General features: G+C 74.0%; 22 protein-coding genes. 6 read left to right on the top strand and 16 right to left on the bottom strand.

What is annotated here, in order from left to right; translation table 11 throughout:
* Positions 1-163 precede the first annotated feature (163 nt).
* Positions 164-754, top strand: coding sequence for a pyridoxamine 5'-phosphate oxidase family protein (locus ACVCAH_RS14690; RefSeq protein ID WP_447136672.1), 591 nt, complete (start codon positions 164-166; stop codon positions 752-754).
* A 36-nt stretch (positions 755-790) separates the two neighbouring features.
* On the opposite strand, the gene ACVCAH_RS14685 is transcribed toward ACVCAH_RS14690, so the two are convergent.
* Positions 791-2,272, bottom strand: a complete 1,482-nt coding sequence (locus ACVCAH_RS14685; protein WP_447136671.1) for a peptide MFS transporter — start codon at positions 2,270-2,272, stop codon at positions 791-793.
* Positions 2,273-2,492: 220 nt separating this feature from the next.
* Between ACVCAH_RS14685 and ACVCAH_RS14680 the strand changes: the two genes are divergently transcribed.
* On the top strand, positions 2,493-2,834 hold the full coding sequence (locus tag ACVCAH_RS14680) for an RNA polymerase-binding protein RbpA (protein ID WP_007460094.1): 342 nt from the start codon (positions 2,493-2,495) through the stop codon (positions 2,832-2,834).
* Between the two features lie 65 nt (positions 2,835-2,899).
* On the opposite strand, the gene ACVCAH_RS14675 is transcribed toward ACVCAH_RS14680, so the two are convergent.
* The 4 genes from ACVCAH_RS14675 to ACVCAH_RS14660 all read right to left on the bottom strand — a co-directional run bounded on the left by ACVCAH_RS14675 (position 2,900) and on the right by ACVCAH_RS14660 (position 7,597).
* Entirely contained in the window at positions 2,900-3,424 is a 525-nt protein-coding gene (locus tag ACVCAH_RS14675; protein WP_447136670.1) for an FxsA family protein, read from the bottom strand.
* 51 nt (positions 3,425-3,475) lie between these two features.
* The gene (locus tag ACVCAH_RS14670; protein WP_447136669.1) at positions 3,476-4,285 is read right to left on the bottom strand and encodes a polyprenol monophosphomannose synthase; all 810 of its coding nucleotides are present in this window, start codon (positions 4,283-4,285) and stop codon (positions 3,476-3,478) included.
* Between the two features lie 34 nt (positions 4,286-4,319).
* Positions 4,320-5,915 carry an apolipoprotein N-acyltransferase gene (lnt, locus tag ACVCAH_RS14665; protein WP_447136668.1) on the bottom strand — a complete coding sequence of 532 codons (1,596 nt, stop codon included), beginning with the start codon at positions 5,913-5,915 and terminating at the stop codon, positions 4,320-4,322.
* Between the two features lie 101 nt (positions 5,916-6,016).
* Positions 6,017-7,597: an FAD-dependent oxidoreductase gene (locus ACVCAH_RS14660; RefSeq protein ID WP_447136667.1), complete on the bottom strand. Its 1,581-nt coding sequence runs from the start codon at positions 7,595-7,597 to the stop codon at positions 6,017-6,019.
* Between the two features lie 73 nt (positions 7,598-7,670).
* On the opposite strand from ACVCAH_RS14660, the gene ACVCAH_RS14655 reads away from it, so the two are divergent.
* Positions 7,671-8,252: a helix-turn-helix domain-containing protein gene (locus ACVCAH_RS14655; RefSeq protein WP_447136666.1), complete on the top strand. Its 582-nt coding sequence runs from the start codon at positions 7,671-7,673 to the stop codon at positions 8,250-8,252.
* A gap of 404 nt (positions 8,253-8,656) precedes the next feature.
* Here ACVCAH_RS14655 and ACVCAH_RS14650 read toward each other — a convergent pair whose 3' ends face one another.
* Genes ACVCAH_RS14650 through kdd form a run of 6 tightly spaced genes read right to left on the bottom strand, consistent with a single transcriptional unit; the run spans position 8,657 to position 15,335 of the window.
* The gene (locus tag ACVCAH_RS14650; RefSeq protein WP_447136665.1) at positions 8,657-9,994 is read right to left on the bottom strand and encodes a glutamate mutase L; all 1,338 of its coding nucleotides are present in this window, start codon (positions 9,992-9,994) and stop codon (positions 8,657-8,659) included.
* Positions 9,991-10,383 carry a 3-aminobutyryl-CoA ammonia lyase gene (gene kal, locus ACVCAH_RS14645; protein WP_447136664.1) on the bottom strand — a complete coding sequence of 131 codons (393 nt, stop codon included), beginning with the start codon at positions 10,381-10,383 and terminating at the stop codon, positions 9,991-9,993. The genes ACVCAH_RS14650 and kal overlap by 4 nt, the downstream gene beginning before the upstream one ends.
* Positions 10,380-11,144 (bottom strand): lysine 5,6-aminomutase subunit beta, encoded by a 765-nt coding sequence (gene kamE, locus ACVCAH_RS14640; RefSeq protein WP_447136663.1) that lies wholly within the window; start codon positions 11,142-11,144, stop codon positions 10,380-10,382. The genes kal and kamE overlap by 4 nt, the downstream gene beginning before the upstream one ends.
* Positions 11,141-12,703: a lysine 5,6-aminomutase subunit alpha gene (gene kamD / locus ACVCAH_RS14635; protein ID WP_447136662.1), complete on the bottom strand. Its 1,563-nt coding sequence runs from the start codon at positions 12,701-12,703 to the stop codon at positions 11,141-11,143. The genes kamE and kamD overlap by 4 nt, the downstream gene beginning before the upstream one ends.
* Positions 12,700-14,268, bottom strand: coding sequence for an amidohydrolase (locus tag ACVCAH_RS14630; RefSeq protein ID WP_447136661.1), 1,569 nt, complete (start codon positions 14,266-14,268; stop codon positions 12,700-12,702). Before ACVCAH_RS14630 ends, kamD begins: the two co-directional genes overlap by 4 nt.
* Positions 14,269-14,273: 5 nt before the next feature.
* Positions 14,274-15,335 carry an L-erythro-3,5-diaminohexanoate dehydrogenase gene (gene kdd / locus ACVCAH_RS14625; RefSeq protein ID WP_447136660.1) on the bottom strand — a complete coding sequence of 354 codons (1,062 nt, stop codon included), beginning with the start codon at positions 15,333-15,335 and terminating at the stop codon, positions 14,274-14,276.
* Between the two features lie 138 nt (positions 15,336-15,473).
* On the opposite strand from kdd, the gene ACVCAH_RS14620 reads away from it, so the two are divergent.
* On the top strand, positions 15,474-16,880 hold the full coding sequence (locus ACVCAH_RS14620; protein ID WP_447136659.1) for a KamA family radical SAM protein: 1,407 nt from the start codon (positions 15,474-15,476) through the stop codon (positions 16,878-16,880).
* Positions 16,881-16,975: 95 nt separating this feature from the next.
* Positions 16,976-18,133: a low temperature requirement protein A gene (locus ACVCAH_RS14615; RefSeq protein WP_447136658.1), complete on the top strand. Its 1,158-nt coding sequence runs from the start codon at positions 16,976-16,978 to the stop codon at positions 18,131-18,133.
* On the opposite strand, the gene ACVCAH_RS14610 is transcribed toward ACVCAH_RS14615, so the two are convergent.
* Complete coding sequence (locus ACVCAH_RS14610; protein ID WP_447136657.1) at positions 18,111-18,443, bottom strand: YnfA family protein; 333 nt, start codon at positions 18,441-18,443, stop codon at positions 18,111-18,113. The genes ACVCAH_RS14615 and ACVCAH_RS14610 overlap by 23 nt on opposite strands.
* Before the next feature lie 229 nt (positions 18,444-18,672).
* Complete coding sequence (locus tag ACVCAH_RS14605) at positions 18,673-18,840, bottom strand: CsbD family protein (protein WP_447136656.1); 168 nt, start codon at positions 18,838-18,840, stop codon at positions 18,673-18,675.
* 161 nt (positions 18,841-19,001) lie between these two features.
* On the opposite strand from ACVCAH_RS14605, the gene ACVCAH_RS14600 reads away from it, so the two are divergent.
* Positions 19,002-19,613 (top strand): histidine phosphatase family protein, encoded by a 612-nt coding sequence (locus tag ACVCAH_RS14600; RefSeq protein ID WP_447136655.1) that lies wholly within the window; start codon positions 19,002-19,004, stop codon positions 19,611-19,613.
* Here the strand turns inward: ACVCAH_RS14600 and ACVCAH_RS14595 are convergent.
* The 3 genes from ACVCAH_RS14595 to ACVCAH_RS14585 all read right to left on the bottom strand — a co-directional run bounded on the left by ACVCAH_RS14595 (position 19,543) and on the right by ACVCAH_RS14585 (position 22,422).
* Positions 19,543-20,049 (bottom strand): Lrp/AsnC family transcriptional regulator, encoded by a 507-nt coding sequence (locus ACVCAH_RS14595; protein WP_447136654.1) that lies wholly within the window; start codon positions 20,047-20,049, stop codon positions 19,543-19,545. The genes ACVCAH_RS14600 and ACVCAH_RS14595 overlap by 71 nt on opposite strands.
* Before the next feature lie 118 nt (positions 20,050-20,167).
* On the bottom strand, positions 20,168-21,310 hold the full coding sequence (locus tag ACVCAH_RS14590; RefSeq protein ID WP_447136653.1) for an acyl-CoA dehydrogenase family protein: 1,143 nt from the start codon (positions 21,308-21,310) through the stop codon (positions 20,168-20,170).
* Complete coding sequence (locus tag ACVCAH_RS14585) at positions 21,307-22,422, bottom strand: M24 family metallopeptidase (protein ID WP_447136652.1); 1,116 nt, start codon at positions 22,420-22,422, stop codon at positions 21,307-21,309. Before ACVCAH_RS14585 ends, ACVCAH_RS14590 begins: the two co-directional genes overlap by 4 nt.
* Between the last annotated feature and the right edge of the window lie 158 nt (positions 22,423-22,580).

Genomic DNA, 22,580 nt, shown 5'->3' with positions numbered 1-22,580 from the left:
ACGAGCCGCTGCGCACCGCGCTGCGGTCAACCGACGGCGCGCTCCCAGTTCGTGCACGCCGACGTGCCGATCGAACGACGGATCGGTCCGGAGCACGGCCAGCGGGTGGGACGGTGCCGGGGCGGGGCACCCGATCGGGCGCGGTCGGGGAGATGATGCCGGGGTGGGAAAGACGTACGAACGCATCGACGGCCGCCTGCGCACCTTCATCGAGGAACAGCCGCTCTTCTTCACCGCGACCGCGCCGCTGGCCGGCGACGGCACCATCAATCTGTCCCCGAAGGGGCTGCGCGGCTCCTGGGCGGTCCTCGACGAGCTGACCGTGGCCTACCTCGACTTCGCCGGCTCCAACGCCGAGACCGTCGCGCACCTGCGGGAGAACGGCCGGATCACGCTGATGTGGTGCGCCTTCCAGGGGCCGCCGAACATCGTCCGGGTGCACGGGCGCGGCGAGCCGGTGTTCCGCGACGACCCGCGCTGGGCACAGCTGGTCACCCACTTCCCGGACATCGACACCAGCGTGCACGGGCTGCGGGCGATCATCGTGGTGCGCGCCGAGCTGATCCGCGACACCTGCGGCTACGCCGTGCCGTTCATGTCCTACGACGCCGACCGGGACCTGCACGCCCGCCGGTTCGCCCGGGAGGACGACGCGTCGCTGAGCGACTACTTCGCCAAGAAGGAGCACGTCGCCCGTAGCATCGACGGGTTGCCCGGGCTGCCGCTGCCGCTGCCGCTGCCGCCGACGCCCTGACCGGGACCGGTCGCCCGCCGGCCGTCGGCGGGGGCGTCAGTGGATGCCGGCCATCAGCGTGCGGATCTGCCGGGCGAACATCACCGCGCCCAGCCCGAGCGCCACCGACGCCAGCCCGAAGGTCAGGAAGTACACCGGCTCGGACCAGGTGTCGGCGAGCCGGGCGACCTGCCCGCCGATCGCGTCCCCGACGGCGGTGGCCAGGAACCACAGCCCCATCATCTGGCTGGCGTACTTCACCGGCGCCAGTTTGGTGGTGGCGGACAGGCCGACCGGGCTCAGCGACAGCTCACCGGCGACCTGGATGGCGTACACGGCCACCAGCCACCACGGGGAGACCAGGTCGCCGCCGACCGCGGCCCGCGCGGCGGCGGCCATCAGCACGAACGACAGGCCGTTGAGCACCAGGCCGACGGCGAACTTCGCCGGAGTGGAGACGCGGTGCCCCAGCCGCAGCCAGAGCAGCGCGAACAGCGGCGCCCCGATGATGATCAGGATCGGGTTGACCGACTGCAACCAGGACGCGGGGAAGGTGAACCCGGCGACGTCCCGGTCGGTGCGCTCGGCGGCGAAGAGGTTCAGCACCGACCCGGCCTGGTCGTAGATCAGCCAGAACGCCGCGGCGAAGACGAACAGCCACACGTACGCCTTCATCCGGCTGCGCTCGGTGTCGCTGAGCTCCCGGTCCACCATGATCCGGGTGAAGTAGCCGATGGTGACCAGCACGGTGACCGCGGCGAGCAGGTTGACCACGGTGTCGACGGTGAACAGCCCGGCCACGGCCAGCACGACCACCGCGACCAGCACCACGCCGGCGCCGAGGCCGACCCGGGTCAGTGCCCGCCGCCGGTCCGCGCCGAGCAGCGGGTCGGCCGGGCGGGCGCCGGCCTCGCCGAGGTGCCGCCCGCCCAGCACGTACTGCAGCACCCCGAAGGTCATGCCGACCGCCGCCGCGCCGAAGCCCAGATGCCAGTTGATCTTCTCGCCGAGGAACCCGGTGATCAGCGGCGCGATGAACGCGCCGAGGTTGATGCCCATGTAGAAGATGGAGAACCCGGCGTCGCGGCGCGGGGAGTCCCGGTCGTACAGGTCGCCGACCATGGTGGAGATGTTGGGTTTGAGCAGGCCGGTGCCGAGCACGATCAACGTCATCCCGGCGAAGACGCTCCACCGCGCCGGCACCGCCATCACGTAGTGGCCGGCCGCGATGACCACCCCGCCCCAGAGGACGCTGCGGCGGGCGCCGATCAGCCGGTCGGCGACCCAGCCGCCGGGCAGCGCCATCAGGTAGACCATCGCGTTGTACGTGCCGTAGACGGCGTTGGCGCTGGACTCGGCCAGGCCCAGCCCGTCGTCGGCCAGCTCGGCGGTCAGGTAGAGCACCAGGATCGCCCGCATGCCGTAGAAGCTGAACCGCTCCCACATCTCGGTGAGGAAGAGGGTGGCCAGGGCGCGCGGGTGGCCGAAGAAGGTCCGCCCGGCGGGCGGTCGGTTCGCCACCGGCGCGTCACCAGCCATCGCAGCCTCCGCTCTGTTCGGAGCGGCTAACATCCCCGTTGACAGCGAAAACACTCCACCGTTTCCACCCGGCCGGGGACGACCCCGCCGGGCGACTGTCATGGCCGGCTACCCTTGTTCAGGTTCGACCCTCGGCGCGGCAGCGCCCGGGGCGGGAATGGCCCGGCGGAGACGGACCGTTACACCAGTAGACAGCACCACGAACGAGGGGAAGTCGATCATGGGCGAGCGTATGCTGCGCGGTAGCCGGCTGGGCGCAGTCAGCTACGAATCCGACCGCAACACGGAGCTCGCGCCGCGTCAGACCCGCGAGTACCTGTGCGCCAAGGGCCACCAGTTCGAGGTCCCGTTCGCCGTGGACGCCGAGGTCCCCACGACCTGGGAGTGCAAGTTCGACGGCAGCGTCGCCCGGCTGGTCGACGGCAACGAGCCGGAGCAGAAGAAGGCCAAGCCGCCGCGTACCCACTGGGACATGCTGCTGGAGCGCCGCTCGATCGCCGAGCTGGAGGACATCCTCGCCGAGCGGCTGCAGGAGGTCCGCACCCGCCGCGGCCGCGCCTGACGCGTACCGACATCACGGCGCCCCGGGAGAACCCTCCCGGGGCGCCGTCGTCTGTCCCGGGTCGTTCAGCGGCCCGGTTCGACGATCTCCCCCTCGATGGCCCGACCGCCGTCGACCACCGGCGGCTGCTCGGCCGGCCGCTCGGCGGGCTGCGGTGCGCCGCGGCGCACCCGCACCCGCACCCGCCGGGGCCCGAACAGGTCACCGGCGACCATCGACGACACCCGGCGCTCGGCGGCACGTTGCACCCCGGCGCGGGCCAGCCGTCGCACCGGCGGCACCAGCAGCGCCAGCCCGACCGCCCCGCTGACCAGGCCGGGAACGGCCAGCAACAGGGCGCCGGCCAGCCCGACCAGCCCGTCGGTCACCTGCCGGCCCGGCGGTTGCCCGGCCTGCGCGGAGGCCCGGAAGCCCCGCCACGCCCGCATTCCCTCCCGGCGCAGCAACACCAGCCCCACCAGCGACGCCGCGAACACCACCAGCACCGCGGCGCCGAACCCGACGGCCCGGCCCAGCAGCACGAACACCGCCAGCTCCAGCACCACCGCCAGCAGCAGGGCCGGCGGTACGAACCTCAGTCCCCGGCGCATGTCACCCCATCCCGTCGGCACGCCCGCCCGTCCAGCATGACACGGCCACGCTCAGGGCCAGCGGACCTGACCCGTCGGCGTGCGGTGCAGGCCGCGCCGCACCGCCAGCCGGCGGTCCTGCACCGCCCAGGCGGTGATCCGCCACATCGCCTCGGCGACGATCAGCGGGCTCATCTTGCTGCTGCCGTACTCCCGTTCGGCGAAGGTGATCGGCACCTCCACGATCCGCACCCCGGCGCGGTGCGCCAGCCGGGACAGCTCCACCTGGAACGAGTAGCCCTGGGAGCAGATCGAGGTCAGGTCGAGCCGGCGCAGCGCGTCGAGCCGGTACACCCGGTAGCCGCCGGTGGCGTCGGAGACCGGCATCCCCAGCGCGACGCGCGCGTACAGGTTGCCGCAGCGCGACAGCAGCAGCCGCCGCAGCGGCCAGTTCACCACCCGCGCCCCACGGGTCCACCGCGACCCGATCACCACGTCGGCGTCGCGGGCGGCGTCCAGGAGCGCGGGCAGTTCCTCCGGGGCGTGCGAGCCGTCGGCGTCCATCTCCACCACCGCGTCGTAGCCGCGTTCGCGCGCCCACGCGAAGCCCGCCAGGTACGCCGCGCCCAGGCCCTGCTTGCCCTCCCGGTGCAGCACGTGCACCTGCGGGTCGTCGCCGGCGAGAGCGGCGGCGATGGCGCCGGTGCCGTCGGGGCTGTTGTCGTCGGCGACGAGGATCTCCACCGCCGGGGCGGCCCGGCGCACCCGGGCAACGGTCCGGGTGACGTTGTCGGCCTCGTTGAAGGTCGGGATCACCACCAGCACCCGACCCAGCCCGGGGTGACCGGTGCCCGGCCGTCGGATGTCGGTCGCCTCACCCACGCTGCTCCCCCTCCACCGGCCGGCCGGCTGGTCGCTACCCGGGCACGGCGCGCTGCCGGCGGCGCAGCACCGCGGCGCCCGCCAGGGCCGCCACGGCGAGGGCGGTCAGCGCCACCTCCGGCCACAGCCCGACCCGGGTGGCCAGGGTGTGCCCGTCGGCGAGCGTCAGCTGCCGGACCACGACCGCGCGGGTGTTGAACCCGGTGGCGTCGCTTACCCGCCCGTCCGGGGAAACGAACCCGGACACCCCGACCGTGGAGGCCATCAGCGCCGGCCGGCCGTGCTCCACTGCGCGCAGCCGCACCATGGCCAGCTGCTGGCGCGCCTCGGCCACGTCGAAGGTGGCGTTGTTGGTCTGCACCACCAGCAGCTGCGCGCCACCGGTGACGGTGTCCCGGACCACCTCGTCGTAGGCGACCTCGAAGCAGATCACGTCGCCGAGCACCGTCTGCCCGGCTCGCAGCACGCCCGGTTCGGTGCCGGGCACGAAGTCGTTGCGGACAAGGTCGACCTGCTTGCTGACCATCCGGGCGAGATCCCGCAGCGGCACGTACTCGGCGAACGGCACCGGGTGCCGCTTGGTGTAGAGCTGCTCCAGGTCGGCGCCGGCGCCGGGACGCCACAGGATGCCGGCGTTGCGGACCTGGCCGGGCTCCGGGCCGAGCAGCACCGCCCCGACCAGGATCGGCGCCCGGACCGCGTCGGCGGCCGCGGAGATCCGCGCCCCGGCGCTGGAGTTGCGCAGCGGGTCGATGTCGCTGGAGTTCTCCGGCCACACCACCAGGTCCGGCTGCGGCTGCTGCCCGGCGGCCACCCGGGCGGCCAGCTCGATGGTGGCGTCGACGTGGTTGTTCAGCACCGCCTGCCGTTGGGCGTTGAAGTCCAGCCCGAGGCGGGGCACGTTGCCCTGCACGATCGCGACGGTGACGGCGGGTCCGCCGCCGGCGGCGCCGACCGGCACCAGCAGCCCGGCGGCGACCACGACGAGCGCGCCGGCGGTCAGTGCGGCGGCCGGCGCCCAGCTCCGCCGGCCGTCGAAGCGCCGCCACGCCGCGCCCAGCAGCAGCCCGCCGGTCAGCGCCACCGCGAACGTCACCAGCGGCGCCCCGCCGAGGGCGGCCAGCCGAAGCAGCGGCGCGTCGTCCTGGCTGAACGCCAGCCGGCCCCACGGGAAGCCGCCGAACGGGGTGCGGTCGCGCAGCGCCTCCTGCCCCACCCAGAGCAGGGCGGTCAGCGCCGGCCACGCCCCGCGCCACCGGTCGGCCAGCGGGGACACCCACGCGGTGCCCGCCCCGAGCAGCGCCAGGTAGCCGGCCTGCAGCAGGGACAGCAGCACCCACGGCAGGTAGCCGGTGTGCAGGTTCGTCCAGGCCAGCAGCGGTGCGAACAGCGCCACCCCGGTGAGGAAGCCCAGGCCCGCGCCGGCGCGCAGCCGCCGCCGGTGCGCCGCCGCGGCCAGCAGCGCCACCCCGCCCGGCGCCAGCGGCCACACCCCGTACGGCGGGAACGCCAGTAGCAGCGCCACCCCGGCGGCGATCGCCAGCGGCGCGGCCACCCGCAGCGGCAGCGGGCGCGGCGCCGCCGCCGGCCGCGCGGCCGGCTCGGCGTGCGTGGAGTCCAGGGTCGTCACCGGTGCCTCATCTCGATCACGGTGCTGAAGGCTACCCGCCCGGCGCCGGCTGCCGCCGCCGTGGCGGCAGCCGGCGGGACCGGCCGGGGACCTTCGCGCCGCTACCGGCGGCGGGCGACCAGCACGGCGTCGTGGATGGTGATGTCCCGTCCGTCCGGATCCGTCGCCGCCCGGGGCCGCGCCTCGGCGACCCGCACCTCCCAGCGGGCCGGGTCCAGCGACGCCGCCACCTCCTCGGCGGTGAACATCATCTCCGGGTAGTGCATGCGGTGCGCGGTGGTGCGCAGGTCCCACGGGTGATGCCCGACGAGCAGCATGGTGCCGCCGGGGGCCACCGCGGCGGCCAGCCGGGCGAACAGCTCCCGCCGCTCCTCCGGCGGCAGGTGCATGAACTGCGCCGACACCAGGTCGTAGGCGTCGGCGGCGGGCGGCTGGGCGCGCAGGTCGGCCCGCACCCAGTCGATGCGCTCGGCGACCGGGGCGCCGAGCGCCGCGGCGTGCGCGGCGGCCCGCTCCAGCGCGGTGGCGGAGATGTCCACCGCGCTGACCCGCCAGCCCCGCTCGGCCAGCCACACCGCGTCGGCGCCCTCCCCGGCGCCGACGTCCAGCGCCCGGCCGGGGGCCAGCTGCGCGGCCTCGGCGACCAGCTGCGGGTTGGGCCGCCCGCTCCACACCGCCGGCCGGGACCGGTAGCGCTCCTCCCAGGCCGCCTCGATGAACAGGGTCTCCCGCCGCTGCCGGTGCGCGGCCACCGCGTCGCGGGTGTCCTCGGCGACCAGGTCGGCGTTGATCGCCGCGCCGGCGGTCAGGCCGGCCGCGGCGGCGGTGATCACCTGGGCGCGGAGGTCGGCGACGTTGCCGGCCACCCACACCCCCGGCACGGCGGTGGCGCCGTTGGCGTCGGCCGGGATCTGGGTGCCGAAGACGTGCCCGTTCATCTCCACCTCGACCGGCTTGAGTCCCAGCGTGGCCAGCACCCCGGCGCGGGCGGTCATCGTCGACGCGACCACCACCGCGTCGAGGTCGACGACCTCGCCGGAGGCCAGCCGGACGCCGGTGAGCGCGTCGCCGGTCACCACCAGCTCCGCGACCGGGCCGTCCACCACGGTGATCTCCCGGGCGGCGAGCTGCTCGGCCTCCTCGGCGCTGGGCGTCGGGGCGCCGTGCATCAGCAGTAGCACGTGCCGGCTCCACTGCCGCCACAGCTGCGCCTGGTGCAGCCCGAACGGGCCGGTGGCCAGCACCCCGATCCGCTGGTCGCGCACCTCCCAGCCGTGGCAGTACGGGCAGTGCAGCACGTCACGGCCCCACCGCTGCGCCAGCCCGGGCAGCTCGGGCAGCTCGTCGACCAGGCCGGTGGTCACCAGCAGCCGCCGCGCCCGCACCGTGCGCCCGTCGTCCAGGGCGACGGTGAAGTCCGCCCCGTCGCGCCGCGCGTCCTCGACCCGCCCGGGCACGATCTGCCCGCCGTAGCCGGTGACCTCCGCGCGGCCGGCGGCCAGCAGCTCGGCCGGCGGCGTGCCGTCGCGGCCCAGGTAGTTGTGCATGTGGCCGGCGGGGGCGTTGCGCGGCTCGCCGGCGTCGACCACCAGCACCGAGCGCCGCGCCCGGGCCAGGGCCATCGCCCCGGCCAGCCCGGCGGCGCCGCCGCCGACCACCACCACGTCGTATCTGTCGTCCATCTCTCCCCCTCGTCGCCTCGTGCGGGCTCCACGTTCCACCGGCGTCGCGGTTTCGACAAGTAATGTTGCTGTTATGGCAAACGACGAGGCGACCGTGCTGGCGGCGGTGGGGCCGCGGCTGCGGGCGCTGCGTAAGCAGCGTGGCACGACCCTGACCGACCTGGCCGCGACCACCGGCATTTCGGTGAGCACGCTGTCCCGGCTCGAGTCGGGGCAACGCCGGCCCACCCTGGAGCTGCTGCTGCCGCTGGCCCGCGCCCACCAGGTGCCGCTGGACGAGCTGGTCGGCGCGCCGGAGGTCGGCGATCCGCGGGTGCACGCCCGCCCGATCGTCCGCCACGGTGTGACGTTCCTGCCGCTGACCCGCCGCCCGGGTGGTCTGCAGGCGTTCAAGCAGATCCTGCCGCCGCACACCCCCGCCGAGCCCGAACAGCAGACCCACGAGGGCTACGAGTGGCTGTACGTGCTCTCCGGCCGGGTGCGGCTGCTGCTCGGCGAGCACGACCTGATCCTCAACCCGGGCGAGGTGGCCGAGTTCGACACCCGGGTGCCGCACTGCGTGGCCAACCCGGGACCGGAACCCGCCGAGATCCTCACCCTGTTCGGGCCGCAGGGCGAACGGCTGCACGTGCGCGCCCGCCCCACCCGCCGCTGACCCCACACCACGACCGGGGTGGACGAAATCGGGGCGCGGCTCGCGCCGCGCCCCGATGCTCCCAGGCCCTTCCCGGCCGGTGGGGCGAGGATGCGGCACGCCGACCTTCGGACCGACCGGACGCGGACTGGCTGCCCCCGCCGGGCCGTTGTCTACTGGCCGTGCACCTCACCCTGCCCGTACACCGGTAACCGCGGCCGGTTCGCGCCGCCCCGCCGACCCCCGCCCGCTGGACCTGGCCGCCGCGACCGTGAAGGTCGCTCGGCCAGCGGACGAAGGGACGAAGCGAACAGCAGCCGCTTCCCGTGGTAGGACTCAAAGACGGTACGTGCTCCACCCCGGGCGCTGTCAACCCACCCCCGGCCTGTCGTGTGTCGCGGTTCGGCGTGTCGCGCCGGCGGTCCTCAGTCGACGGTCAGGTGCCGGCGCAGCAACGCCCCCGCCACCTGCGGATGCTCACCGGCGAGCAGCCCACCGGCGGCCAGCACGTAATCCACGTCGACCACCGCCCGCGCCGCCCGGGGCAGCGGCCACCCGCCGGCGTGGTCGGCCAGCACCGCCGCCAGCACCTGCGCGGCGTGCCCGGCCGGGGCGTGCCGCAGCACCCCGCCGGACCCCACCACCAGCCGCACGTCCCGCAGGTCCCGCCCGCCGCGTTCCCCGGTGGCGCCGCCGCGGGCGTGCCGGCGCAGCGCCACCGTCGCGGCCAGCGCGGCGATCCGCCGGTCGACGGCCCGCTCGGCGTCGGTGACGGCCAGCAGCCCCGGCTCGGCGGCCCGCGCCGCCGCGGCGGCCGCCAGCGTCTCCTGCTCGCCGGGGGCCAGCAGCCGCTCCTCCGCGGCGGCCCGCACCACCCCCGGCGCGCTCCACCGCATGCCCAGGTCACCCTCGACCGTGCGGGCCCGCCACAGGGTGCCGGCGACCTCCCGACCCGGCCCGCTGTCCCGCTCGTCCGGGGTGAGCACCGAGTACACGTCGGTGGTCGCCCCGCCCACGTCCACCACCGCGAGATCCCCGCCGATCGCGTCGGCCAGGGCCTCCACCCCGGTCAGCACCGCGTCGGGGGTGGCGGCGCGCACCAGCCGGGTGAACCGCGACCCCCGCGACAGCCCCTTACCGCCGATGACGTGCCGCAGGAACACCTCCCGGATCGCCGCCCGCGCGCTCGCCGGCGCGAGCACCCCGATGCGCGGCAGCACGTTGTCGGCGACGGTCACCGGCACCCCCGCGCCGGCGAGCAGGGCGTACAGGTCGTCGCGCACATCGACGTTGCCGGCCAGCACCACCGGCCGCCGCCACCGGGCCCGGGCCAGCCGGGTCGCGTTGTGGGTCAGCGTGTCGGCGTCCCCGCCGTCGGTGCCGCCGACGAGCAGCACCACGTCCGGCCGGGCCGCCCGCAACGCGGTCACCTCGGCGCCGCCGAGCCGGCCGGCGGCCACGTGCACCACGTTCGCGCCCGCCGACAGGCCCACCCGCCGGCCGGCCTGCGCGGTCACCAGATGCTCGTAGCCGACCACCGCCAGCCGCAGCCCACCGCCGGCCGACGAGCAGACGTACCACGGCACGTCGCGCGCCCCGAGCCCGTCGGTGGCCGCGGCCACCGCGGCGTCCAGGCCGTGCAGCACGTCCGTGCCCACCGTGGTCGGCGCCGACGCCGCCGCGACCAGCGCCGCCGCGGCCAGGTCCACCACCGCGACCTTGGTGTACGTCGACCCGACGTCGGCGCAGACCGCCAGGGTCACGACGCGGCGGGCACGACCACCGTGCCGGTCGCGGTGACCGCCACGACCGGCTCGGCGAGCACCTCCGCCGCCGACTCGCCCCGGTCCGGGCGGCCCCGGCACACCACCCGGGCGGCGAAGTCGATGGTGCGGCTGCGGGTGCCCACCCGGGTCACCGTCGCGGTCACCTCCAGCACGTCCCCGGCCCGCATCGCGCTGCGGAACTGCACGTCCGAATAGGACGCGAACAGCCCCTCGTCGCCGTCGGTGCGGATGCACACCTCGGTGGCCACGTCCCCGAACAACCCCAGCGCGTACGCCCCGTCGACGAGGTTCCCGGCGTAGTGGGCGTGCGAGTACGGCACGTACCGCCGGTGCGTCACGGTCAACCCGACCCGGGAATCAGTCATGCCTTCGCCGCCTTCTTGTTCGTGATCAGGGCGTGCACCAGGTAGCTGGCCACCTCGCCCGGGGTGGTGCCCCGGCCGAAGATCCGGTCCACCCCCAACTCCTCGGTCATCGTCTCGTCGAACCGCGGCCCGCCGACGATCAGCAGCGGCCGCTTCCCCGCCGGCATCGCCTCCCGGAACGCCGCGGACATCTCCCGGGTGTTGTGCAGGTGCGCGTCGCGCTGGGTGACCACCTGCGACACCAGCACCGCGTCGGCCTTCTCCGCCCGCGCCGCCTCCACCAACTCCGGCACGCTGACCTGCGCGCCCAGGTTGGTCACCGTCAGCTCCCGGTAGTACTCCAGGCCCTTCTCCCCGGCGATGCCCTTGACGTTGAGGATCGCGTCGATGCCGACGGTGTGCGCGTCGGTGCCGATGCACGCCCCCACCACCGACAGCTTGCGCCGCAGCCGCTGCTTCACCACCGCGTTGACCTCCTTGGCGCTCAGCAGCGGAAAGTCGCGCTCCACCACCTGCACCGCGGACAGGTCCACCAGGTGGTTCACCCGCCCGTACACCACGAAGAAGGTGAACCCGTCGCCCATCGGCTTGGCGTGCACCAGCATCGCCGGGTCGATGCCCATCTTGTTGGCCAGCTGGATCGCCGCGCCCTCGGCCCGCTTGTCGTGCGGCACCGGCAACGTGAACGACACCTGCACCATGCCGTCGCCGGTGGTGTCCCCGTACGGCCGGACGATCTTCTTCTCCGCCGCGGCCGTCACGCGCGGTCCCCTTCCAGGATCTCGGTGGCCGGGTTGTAGTAGTCCGGCTCGTGCGCGGCGACCCCGTCCAGGCCCTTGCCCCGGTCCGCGGGCCGCTTCATGATCCCGAACGTGCCCTCGGCGATCGCGGTCAGCAGCGACTGCTCACCGATGCGCTCCAACAGCCGCACCGCCTCACCGAGCACCCGCTGCGCGCGCTGCTGGATGAACCCGCCCGGCGCCGGCACGAAGTCCTCGTGCAGCCCACCGGCGGCACCCAGCACGTAGCGGACGTTCTGCAGGGCGATGTCCCGGTCCGACAGCCACGGCGTCACCACCGCCTCGGTCATCATCCCGACCAGCAGGATGCCCTGCCCGGTCATGGCGCCCACCAGGTTGAAGAACCCGTCGAGCAGGTTCCCGCGGAACACGTCCCCGGTCATGTGCTTCGTCGGCGGCATCCACTTCAGCGGCGCGTCCGGGAACAACTCCCGAGCCAGCAACGCGTGCGCCAACTCCAGCCGGAACGACTCCGGCAGATCCGGGTTTATCTCGAACGCGTGCCCCAGCCCCAGCTGCCAGTCGGCCAACCCGGCCTCGTGCGCGAAGTACTCGTTGAGCAGCTGCGACACGGTCACCGTGTGCGCCTCCTCCACCGCGTCGGCGGTGGTGAGGTAGTTGTCCTCCCCGGTGTTGATGATGATGCCCGCCCGGGCGTGCACCTGCCGGGAGAACCGCTGGTCGACGAAGGTGCGGATCGGGTTGATGTCGCGGAACAGGATCCCGTACATCGAGTCGTTGAGCATCATGTCCAGCCGCTCCAGGCCGGCCAGCGTCGCCATCTCCGGCATGCACAGCCCCGACGCGTAGTTCGTCAGCCGCACGTAGCGGCCCAGGTCCTTCGACGACTGATCCAGCGCCGCCCGCATCAACCGGAAGTTCTCCTGGGTGGCGTACGTGCCGGCGAACCCCTCCCGGGTCGCCCCCTCCGGCACGTAGTCCAGCAGCGACTGCCCCGTCGACCGGATCACCGCGATCACGTCCGCGCCCGCCCGGGCCGCCGCCTGCGCCTGCGGAATGTCCTCGTAGATGTCCCCGGTCGCCACGATCAGGTAGATCCACGGCCGCCGCGCCGGATCCCCGTACCGCTTGACCAGACGCTCCCGCTCGACGCGGCGCCGGTCGATCTGCCGGATCCCCGCCGCGACCGCCCGCCGGGCGGCCCGGCGCGCCGCGGTCGCCGCCTTCCCCGACGGCACCTGGAACCGCACCGACCCGGCGGCGGCCTTCTGCGCCAGCAGCGTCACGTCGCTGATCTGCTCCCGGGCCAGCGCGTCGAACACCGGCATCGCCACCCCGTGCCCCAGGCCGGTGTCCGCGACCACCGCGTCGACCAGCCGGTTCACCCACGGAATGCCGTCCGGGTCGGCGCCGGCCACCCCGGCCAGCCGCAGCACCGCCCGCTCCACCGACACCGTCGTGTGGCTGCGCGCCAGCTCCACCACCGGCCGCCCGGCCCGGCGCGCCAACTCCCGCGCCCGGGCCACCAGCGCCGGATCCAGGTCAAGCTTCCCTGTCACGAAGACCCTTCCTCGAAGATCACCTCACCGCGCAGCACCGTGCGCCGGCACACCGGCAACGGCGTCGGATCCTGCGGACCCCGTACCTCCGGGTCGTCGGCCTGCACCACCGGCAACCCCCGGTCCACTCCCGCCGGCGTGGACCACACCGCGAACGTCGCCGGCGCCCCCAGCGCCAGGACCCCCTCGTTGTCCAGGTGCACCGCCCGCCAACCACCCCGGGTGTGCGCCGCGAACGCCGCCCGCTCACTCATCCGCTGCGCCGGATTGTGGTGCGCCGCCGCCGCCCGCACCGAACCCCACGGGTCCAGCGGCGTCACCGGCGAATCCGACCCGAACGCCAACGCCACCCCGACCGCGTGCATCGACCCCATCGGGTTCGACTCCAACGACCGGTCCAGCCCCAACCGCGCCTCGTACATCCGGCCCGCGCCGCCCCACAACCGGTCGAACGCCGGCTGCATGCTCGCCACGATCCCGTACTCCACGAACCCGGCGATCAGCCGCTTGCTCATGATCTCCGCGTGCTCCACCCGGTGCCGGGCCGCCCGCAGCCGATCCGTACCCAGCTTCTCCGCCGCCGCCGCGAACCCCGCCAGCACCGTGGCGATCGCCGCGTCACCGATCGCGTGGAACCCGCCCTGCAGCCCGTGCGCCGCGCAGTCCACCAGATGGTCACGCACCTGCTCCGCGGTGAGATAGCCGTGCCCGCAGCCGCCGTCCCCGTCCAGGTAGTCCCGCGACACGTGCGCCGTGCGCGACCCCAACGCCCCGTCGGCGAACAGGTCACCCCCGGCGCCCACCGCGCCCAACTCCCGCGCCCGCGCCGCGCCGCCCAGCTCACCCCAGTAGCCGTACACCTCCGGCAACCCCGCACCGGAGATCCCCAGCAGGCCGGTGAAGTCCTCCTCGTCGGAGATCTCCGGCCCACCGCACTCGTGCACCGCCGCGATGCCCAGCGACGCCGCGTGGGCCAACGCCCGCCGCTGCGCGGCGATCCGCTGCGACCGGGTCACCGACGCGAACGCCGCCGCCCGCGCCACGTGGTGCGCGTCGCGGCGCAGCCACCCCGACGCGTCGTACCCCGCCGCGGCCGCCACCTCCGGACACGCCGCCAGCAGCGCCCGCGACACCAACGCCGAATGGATCGACGCCTGCGACAGGTACACCCGCCGCCCACCGGCCGCCCGGTCCAACTCCGCCGCGTCCGGCAACCGCGGCACCGGCCAGCTCGACTCGTCCCAACCGTGCCCCAGCAGCACCGCCTCCGCCGGCAGACCCGCCGCGAACCCGGCCACCGCGTCCAGCAACTCCCCCGCCGAGCGCACCCCGGACAGATCCAGCCCCGACAGCGCCAGCCCGGTGTCCGTGGCGTGCACGTGCGCGTCCACGAACGCCGGCGTCACCAACGCCCCGTCCAGCTCCACCACCCGGTCCGCGGCCGGCGCCTCCGCGTCCGGCCCCAACCATGCGATCTTGCCGTCCGCCACCAGCAGCGCCGTCGCGCTCGGGTCGGCCGGACAGTGCAGCACTCCGCCGCGGTACAACGTCGAGGGGTTCGTCATGGCACTCAGTCTGCAACCAGCCGCGACTCGAACAGCCTCCGGACCCCCGGCTCCGAACGCAGCAGACCCAGCGCCAACTCCGTGTGCCCCGGCACGTACCCGTTGCCCACCAGCATCGTCACGTCCGCCGCCAACCCCTCGGCACCCAACGCCGCCGCCGAGAAACTGGTCGCCATCGAGAAGAAGATCACCGTGCCGCCGTCCGCGGTCGCCAGCACCGCCCCGTGCTCACAGCCCGGCACGTCCACGCAGACCACCGTCACGTCCGCCGGCACCCCCAGCGCCGACGTCACCGCCTGGGACAACGCCACCGGATCCCGGGCGTCGGCCAACGCCACCACCGAGGCCAGCCCGGCGTCGGACAGCGCGTCCCGCTCCGCCGCCACCGGCACCACCCCGACCGTACGGGCGGCGCCCGCCCGCCGCGCCGCCGCCAACGACAGCGACCCGCTCTTGCCCGCCGCACCGATCACCGCCACGCTGACCGGCCGGGCGTCCCCCTCGCGCGCCCGGTCGGCCACATAGCGCGACACCACCCGCGCGGTCAGCGCCGGCGCCCCGCACACGTCCAGCACGGCGAGGGACAACTGCGGGTCCTCGTCGTCCGGCAGCACCGCCGCGATCGACCGGGCGAACAGGATCGCGTGCCCGTCGCACGGCACCTGCTCGCTGCGCCCGTCCCACCGGGCCAACCCGTCGGTGATCACCAGCGGGGTCAGCGTCAACGACACCAGCGTCGCCACCCGCTCCCCCGGCTTGAGCCCCAGCGGCGAGCGCCGCCCGGCCTCCTCCACCGTGCCGATCAGCATCCCGCCCGACCCGGTCACCGGGTTCTGCATCTTGCCCCGGGCGTTGACGATCTCCAGCACCTCGGCGCGCACCGCGGCCCCGTTCCCGCCGTGCTTCTCCCACAACTGCCGGAAGCTCGCCGCGTCCAGGTTCAGCCGCTCCACCCGGATCCGCACCTCGTTCGGCGCGATCACCGGCGACGCGTCCAGCCGCCACGCCGCCTGCGGCAGCACCCCCGCCGGTTCCACAACGCGGTGCAGACCCACCGGTGACGTCACGCCGACCTCCCCCTGTCAACCGCCCGAACCCCCGGTCAGGGCTCGCGTAGCGGGAAAACTTCCGGCAGACTAATTTCTTCACCGGATATTTTCCAGTAGCCTTCGGGCCGCCGATCATCTCATGCACGAGGAGGGGCCGTGACCCAGACCCAACCGGTGGAGACCATCCCTGCGCCCCGCCCCACGCCGGCCACGGTCCCCACCGCCGCCCAGCCCTACGAATACCGCCGGGCCCCCCTGGTCGAACCCGACTGGACCCGCTTCCCCGGCTGGCGCCACGTCACCCGCGAACAGTGGGAATCCGCCCAGTGGCAGCGCGTCAACTGCGTCAAGAACATCAAGCAACTGCGCGCCGTCCTCGGCGACCTCGTCGACGAGACCTTCTACGCCGACCTCGCCGCCGACCAGGCCGCCCTCGCCACCATGTCCATGCTGGTGCCGCCGCAGATGCTCAACACCATGGTCCCGTTCGCGCCGATGACCACCGAGGCGTTCCTCGCCGACCCCGTCCGGCGCTACATGATCCCCGTCGCCTCCGACCGGCGCACCGACTGGCCCTCACACCCCTACGCCAGCCGCGACTCCCTGCACGAGCACGACATGTGGGTCGCCGAGGGACTCACCCACCGCTACCCCACCAAGGTCCTCGCCGAGCTGCTCTCCACCTGCCCGCAGTACTGCGGCCACTGCACCCGGATGGACCTGGTCGGCAACTCCACCCCCGCCGTCGACAAGCTCAAGCTCACCCTCAAGCCCGTCGACCGCTACGACGCCCACATCACCTACCTCAAGGCCCACCCCGGCGTCCGCGACGTCGTCGTCTCCGGCGGCGACGTCGCCAACGTGCCCTGGCGCAACCTCGAGTCCTACCTGATGCGGCTGCTCGAGATCGAGACCATCCGCGACATCCGGCTCGCCACCAAGGCCCTCATGGGCCTACCGCAGCACTGGCTCCAGCCCGACGTCGTCGAGGGCCTGGAACGCGTCGCGCGCACCGCCGCCCGCCGCGGCGTCAACCTCGCCATCCACACCCACGTCAACCACGCCCAGTCGCTCACCCCGCTGGTCGCCAAGGCCGCCCAGACCGCCCTCGACGTCGGCGTCCGCGACGTGCGCAACCAGGGCGTGCTCATGCGCGGCGTCAACGCCACCAACTCCGACCTGCTCGACCTCTGCTTCGCCCTGCAGGGAGAGGCGGGCATCCTGCCCTACTACTTCTACATGTGCGACATGATCCCCAACGCCGAACACTGGCGGGTCCCGGTCTGGCACGCCCAGCAGCTCCAGCACGACATCATGGGCTACCTGCCCGGCTACGCCACCCCGCGGATCGTCTGCGACGTCCCCTTCGTCGGCAAGCGCTGGGTGCACATGCTCACCGAGTACGACCGCGAACGCGGCATCTCGTACTGGACCAAGAACTACCGCACCAGCATCGAGTCCGCCGACCTGGAGGCGCTCAACAAGCGCTACGCCTACTACGACCCGATCGACACCCTGCCCGACAGCGGCCAGCAGTGGTGGGCCGCGCACCGCGACGACTGACCGGCACCCACGCACCCCTCGGCCGTCGCACGGCCGAGGGGTGCGGCTGTCGGATCCGGGAAACCCCGGCACGACGCCCTGACTACCCTGCACCCATGGGACGCGCGCGAGGCGACGCCGACACCGCCGACCGGGCCACCCCCGTCGAGATCTTCTTCGACGTCGTCTTCGTCCTCACCATCACCCAACTCGCCCACCTGCTCGAGGACCACCTCGACTACACCGGCCTCGGCAGCACCGTCCTGATCCTCGGTCTGCTCTGGTACCTCTACAGCGGCTACGCCTGGCTCACCAACCACGTGCCACCGCACCGGCCCGCCCGCAAACTCCTCCTCTTCGCCGGGATGGCCGGCTTCCTGCTCACCGCCGTCGCCATCCCCGACGCCTTCACCGGCAGCGGCCTGCTCTTCGGCATCGGCTACCTCATCGTGGTCACCGTCCACCTGACCCTGTTCAGCCACAGCACCGCCCGCGCCGGCGTCCGCCGACTGGCCCCCTACAACCTCGGCGCCGCCCTGCTCGTCCTCGCCGCCGGCTTGCTCTCCGGACCCGCCGTGTACGCCCTCTGGGCCGCCGCCATCTTCGTCCAGACCCTGCTGCCCTACCTGCTACCCGGCCACTCGTGGCTCGGCGTCGCCGCCAGTTTCCGCATCGTCCCGACCCACTTCGTCGAACGGCACGGCCTGCTCGTCATCGTCGCCCTCGGCGAAACCGTGGTCACCATCGGCATGGGCGCGCCCCTGGACCACCTCACCCCCGGCACGGCGGGCGCCATCGTGCTGGCCCTCGCGCTCCCCGCCGCCCTCTGGTGGACCTACTTCACCGAGGCCGGCGCCGCCGAGGCGGCCCTCGACCGCGCCGAACGCGGCGCCCGGAGCCGGCTCTCCGCCCGCGTCTACATCCTCAGCCACTTCGTCCTGCTGCTCGGCATCGTCGCCACCGCCACCGGCCTGCACGCCACCGTCGCCCATCCCGACGCCCCGACCGGTTGGCCGGCCGCGCTCGCCCTCTCCGGTGGAGTGGCCCTCTTCCTGGTCGGCATCGCCGACATCCGCCGCGTCGTCCGCCACGGCCGCCCGGCCAGCCGCCTGTTCACCGCGGCCCTGGTCCTGGCCACCGTCCCGATCGGCGGCTACGTCAACGCCACCCTGCACCTGGTCGTCGTGATCGCCGCGGTGACCGTCATGCTGGTCGTCGACGGCCACCGCGCCGGCGGCCCGACGCGACCGGTCAGCCGCGCGGCGCGTACATGATCACAGCGACGCCGAGCAGGCATATCGCCGCGCCGGTCAGGTCCCACCGGTCCGGCCGGAAGCCGTCCACCAGCACCGCCCAGCCCAGCGAACCCGCCACGAACACCCCGCCGTACGCGGCGAGGATCCGGCCGAAGTGCGGATCCGGTTGCAGGGTGGCCACGAAGCCGTAGCAACCCAGCGCGATCACCCCGGCCGCCACCCACCACAGGCCCCGGTGCTCCCGCCACCCCTGCCAGACCAACCAGGCACCACCGATCTCGGCGAGCGCGGCCAGGACGAACAACAGCAGGGAACGCAGGACGGTCACCTCGGCGACCCTAGCCGCCGGGCCGGCCAGCGCTGGCCCGGGCCCACGGGCCGACGCCACATCGGCGACCTGGCGGGATCCGCCCGACCAGGTCACCCCCGTACCGCCGCCTGGAGTCGCGCCGGTGGCTGCAGAGCAGACGCACCCGACGCGCCACCGGGACGCGGAAATCGCCCGGGACACGTGGCGGCCCCCGGCGTACACCGGGGGCCGCCACGACAGCGCGAGGTCACCTCGTGAAGGGATCCCGCACGTTCCGACCGGCTTCCTTGGCCGGCTCGCCGGCCTGGCGGGGCCGGGCCTCGCCCTGCTGCGAAGCCCCCTCCTGCCGCATCCGCTCCTTGGCGGCGCCGGTCAGCTGCTCGACCTTGCTCTTCGCCTTGTCGGTGAAGCCCATGTCGCCTCCTCTGCTCCGGCCGATCCAGGGGCCTGCGGGCCCCTCGACTCCGTGCATGCCCGTCGCCGGTGACCGGAAACGTGGTCGCGTGGCGCACACCCGCTAGGGCATCCTAGGAAACTAGGTGAACATCGGAGACCGCTGCCTGGTTAACTGGGCGAATGGGCGAGATCCTGCTGATCCGGCACGGCGAGACCACCTGGAGCGCGAGTCACCGGCACACCTCGTACACGGATCTGGAGCTCACCCCGGACGGTGAGCGACAGGCCCGGATGGTCGGCGCGTTCCTGGCCGGTTGGCACTTCATCGCGGTGCTCAGCAGCCCCCGGAAGCGGGCGGTGCGCACCGCCCAGCTCGCCGGGCTCACCGTCGACGAGACCGACGACGACCTCGCCGAGTGGAACTACGGCGAGTACGAGGGCCGCACCAGCGCCGACATCCACGCCGACCACCCGCACTGGAACCTGTGGAGCGACGGCTGCCCCGGCGGCGAGTCACCCGAGCAGGTGGGCGGCCGACTCGACCGGGTGCTGGCCCGGGTCACTCCCCTGCTGGACAAGGGTCACGTCGCGCTGGTCGCGCACGGGCACAGCCTCCGGGTGGCCGGCGCCCGCTGGATCGGGCTGCCGCCCGCGGCCGGCGGCCGACTGCGGCTGGACACCGCGACGGTCAGCACCCTCGGCCACGAGCACGGCCGACAGGTCATCCGGCGGTGGAACCAGCCACCTCTCCCGGCACCCGGGACCGTCCCCGCACCGGGGGTTCGGCACTGACCTTCGGCGGCCGCCCCTCGTACGGCGTGGAGAGCACCACCGTCGTACGGGTGGTCACGTTGGCCGCGGTGCGGATCTCCTGCAGCACCCGCTCCAGGTCCGCCGGGCCGGCCACCCGCACCAGCAGCAGGTAGAAGTCCTCCCCCGCCACCGAGTAGCAGGAGTCGATTTCCGGCAGGTGGGCCAGCCGCTCCGGCGCGTCGTCCGGCTGCGACGGGTCGAACGGCCGGATCGCCACGAACGCGGTCAGCGGCAGGTCCAGCGCCTCGAAGGAGACCCGCGCGGCGTACCCCTTGATCACCCCGCGCTGCTCCAGCCGGCGCACCCGCTGGTGCACGGCGGAGACCGACAGGCCCACCTTCTCCGCCAGATCCGTGTACGACAGCCGGCCGTCAACGGTCAGGGCTGCGACGATGGCGCGGTCGATCTCCTCCACGGCGTGCAACCTACCGGTAAAACCGCCCGACGGCGACGACGTGGCCCGCAGTCGAACGGACCCGCGCCGGCGCGGTGGACCCATCGCACCGGCCGCGCGACGCTGCGTCAGCGACGCCTCAGCCCTTGGCCAGCGCGCGGGAGATCACCAGCCGCTGGATCTGGTTGGTGCCCTCGACGATCTGCAGCACCTTGGCCTCCCGCATGTACCGTTCCACCGGGTGGTCGGCCACGTAGCCCGCCCCGCCGAGCACCTGCACCGCGTCGGTGGTGACCCGCATCGCCACGTCGGTGGCGAAGAGCTTCGCCTTGGCCGCCTCGATCGAGTACAGCCGGCCCGCGTCGCGCAGCCGGGCCGCGGCCAGCGTCAGCGCCCGGGCCGCGGAGATCTGGGTGGCCAGGTCGGCGAGGTTGAACCCCAGCCCCTGGAAGTCGATGATCGGCCGACCGAACTGCTGCCGCTCCTTGGCGTAGCCGACCGCGTAGTCCAGCGCCGCCTGGGCCAGCCCCACCGCGCACGCGGCGATGCCCAGCCGGCCCGAGTCCAGCGCGGACATCGCGATGGTGAAGCCCATCCCCTCCCCGCCGATCAGCCGGTCGGCGGGAACCCGGGCGGAGTCGAAGGCGATCTGCGCCACCGGGGAGGCGTGCAGCCCCATCGTCCGCTCGGCCGCCTGTGGGTGGATGCCGGGCGTGCCGCGGTCGGCGAGGAGGCAGGAGATGCCCTTCGGGCCGGGCCCGCCGGTGCGGCAGAAGATGTTGTAGAAGTCGGCGACCCGGGCGTGGGTGATCCACGCCTTGGTGCCGGAGACGAGGTACGCGTCGCCGTCGCGGACCGCGCGGGTGGTCAGCGCGGCGGCGTCCGAACCACCCTGCGGCTCGGAGAGGCAGTACGCCCCGAGCAGTTCGCCGCCGATCATGTCGGGCAGCAGCTTGCGCTGCTCGGCGTTGCCGAAGGCGGCCACCGGATAGCAGGACAGGGTGTGCACGCTGACCGCCTCGGCGACCGCGAGCCACCGGCTGGCCAGGATCTCCAGCACCTGGAGGTAGACCTCGTACGGCTGCGCGGCGCCGCCGTGCTCCTCGGGGTAGGGCAGGCCGAGCAGGCCGGCCCGGCCGAGGGTACGCAGCACCTCCCGGGGGAACTCGGCGCGCTCCTCGAACCCGGCGGCCCGCGGCGCGAGCTCCCGATCGGCGAGTTCGGTGGCGAGGTCCAGCAGGTCGTGGGCCTCGTCGGTGGGGAGGATCCGGTCGACAGTCATAGCGCGATGAGCTCCGTGGGGGTGGTGTTGAGCCGTTGTACGCCGTCCGTCGTGCAGACGACGATGTCCTCGATCCGGGCGCCGTGCCGGCCGGCGAGGTAGATGCCGGGCTCGACGGAGAACGCCATGCCGGGCTCCAGCGGCCGGGGGTTGCCGGCCAACACGTACGGCTCCTCGTGCCCGTCCAGGCCGATGCCGTGCCCGGTCCGGTGCAGGAACGCGGCGCCGAAGCCGGCGGCGGCGATCGGCTCCCGGGCGGCGGCGTCGACCGCCTCGGCGGTGATCCCGGGGCGCACCGCGGCCACCGCCGCGCGCTGGGCGGCGTGCAGCACCGCGTAGTACTCGGAGAACTCCGCCGGGGCCGGGCCGCCGGCGACGTAGGTGCGGGTGCAGTCGGAGCGGTAGCCCGACGGCATGGTGCCGCCGATGTCGACCACCACCGGCTCACCGGCCCCGATCGGGCGGTCGGAGGTGCCGTGGTGCGGGCTGGCCCCGTTCGGCCCGGCGGCGACGATGACGAAGTCGACGGTCACGTGCCCGGCGGCGCGGATCGCCGCGGCGATGTCGGTGGCCACCTCGGCCTCGGTGCGCCCCGGGCGCAGCCACTGCCCCATCCGCTCGTGCACCGCGTCGATCGCCGCGCCGGCCTCGGCGAGTGCCGCCACCTCGGCGGTCGACTTGCGGATCCGCAGCTCGCGCAGCACCTCACCGGCGAGCCGCTGGTCGGCGCCGGGCAGCGTGGCGCGCAGCGCGAGCACCTGCTCCGCCCACATCCGGTCGGCCAGCCCGACCGCGCCGACCGGCCCGCCGAGGGCCGCGGTCACCAGGGGGTACGGGTCGGTGCCGTCGGCGTGGTCGACGATCCGCACCCCGGTGGCCGGGGCCGGCGAGGCCTCGGCGGCGGGCCGTTCCAGGGTCGGCACGATCAGCGTCGCCTCGCCCTCGGCGGGCAGCACCAGGCAGGTCAGCCGCTCGCCCGCGTGCGCGTCGTAGCCGGTGAGGTAGCGCAGGTCGGAGCCGGGGGTGAGCAGCAGCGCGTCCAGGCCGGCGGCGGCGGTGGCGCGCCGAGCGGCGGCCAGCCGATCCGGCGGGTAGAGCTCGTCGGTTCCCACCCGGTCAGCTTAACGGTCGTTCGGGCGGTGACCCAGCCGCCCCGGGCACGGGAAAGCGCTCTCCCACTCATCGAGAACCGTCATTGACGTAAACCGTTAACACTCTTTAAGATTTGGCTCCCCCGAGGATGCGCACCCTCCCGTTCCGATCCGTACGC

It is taken from the genome of Micromonospora sp. LZ34 (assembly GCF_052981855.1).
The sequence above is the reverse complement of the archived record's forward strand: the minus strand, read 5'-3'. Positions and strand labels throughout refer to the sequence as shown.

Bases quoted from the DNA above. Each gene is read 5' to 3' on its own strand.
- ACVCAH_RS14685 (WP_447136671.1), bottom strand. From the start codon at position 2,272: ATGGCTGGTGACGCGCCGGTGGCGAACCGACCGCCCGCCGGGCGGACC.
- ACVCAH_RS14680 (WP_007460094.1), top strand. From the start codon at position 2,493: ATGGGCGAGCGTATGCTGCGCGGTAGCCGGCTGGGCGCAGTCAGCTAC.
- ACVCAH_RS14675 (WP_447136670.1), bottom strand. From the start codon at position 3,424: ATGCGCCGGGGACTGAGGTTCGTACCGCCGGCCCTGCTGCTGGCGGTG.
- ACVCAH_RS14660 (WP_447136667.1), bottom strand. From the start codon at position 7,597: ATGGACGACAGATACGACGTGGTGGTGGTCGGCGGCGGCGCCGCCGGG.
- ACVCAH_RS14655 (WP_447136666.1), top strand. From the start codon at position 7,671: ATGGCAAACGACGAGGCGACCGTGCTGGCGGCGGTGGGGCCGCGGCTG.
- kal (WP_447136664.1), bottom strand. From the start codon at position 10,383: ATGACTGATTCCCGGGTCGGGTTGACCGTGACGCACCGGCGGTACGTG.
- ACVCAH_RS14630 (WP_447136661.1), bottom strand. From the start codon at position 14,268: ATGACGAACCCCTCGACGTTGTACCGCGGCGGAGTGCTGCACTGTCCG.
- ACVCAH_RS14615 (WP_447136658.1), top strand. From the start codon at position 16,976: ATGGGACGCGCGCGAGGCGACGCCGACACCGCCGACCGGGCCACCCCC.
- ACVCAH_RS14605 (WP_447136656.1), bottom strand. From the start codon at position 18,840: ATGGGCTTCACCGACAAGGCGAAGAGCAAGGTCGAGCAGCTGACCGGC.
- ACVCAH_RS14600 (WP_447136655.1), top strand. From the start codon at position 19,002: ATGGGCGAGATCCTGCTGATCCGGCACGGCGAGACCACCTGGAGCGCG.
- ACVCAH_RS14590 (WP_447136653.1), bottom strand. From the start codon at position 21,310: ATGACTGTCGACCGGATCCTCCCCACCGACGAGGCCCACGACCTGCTG.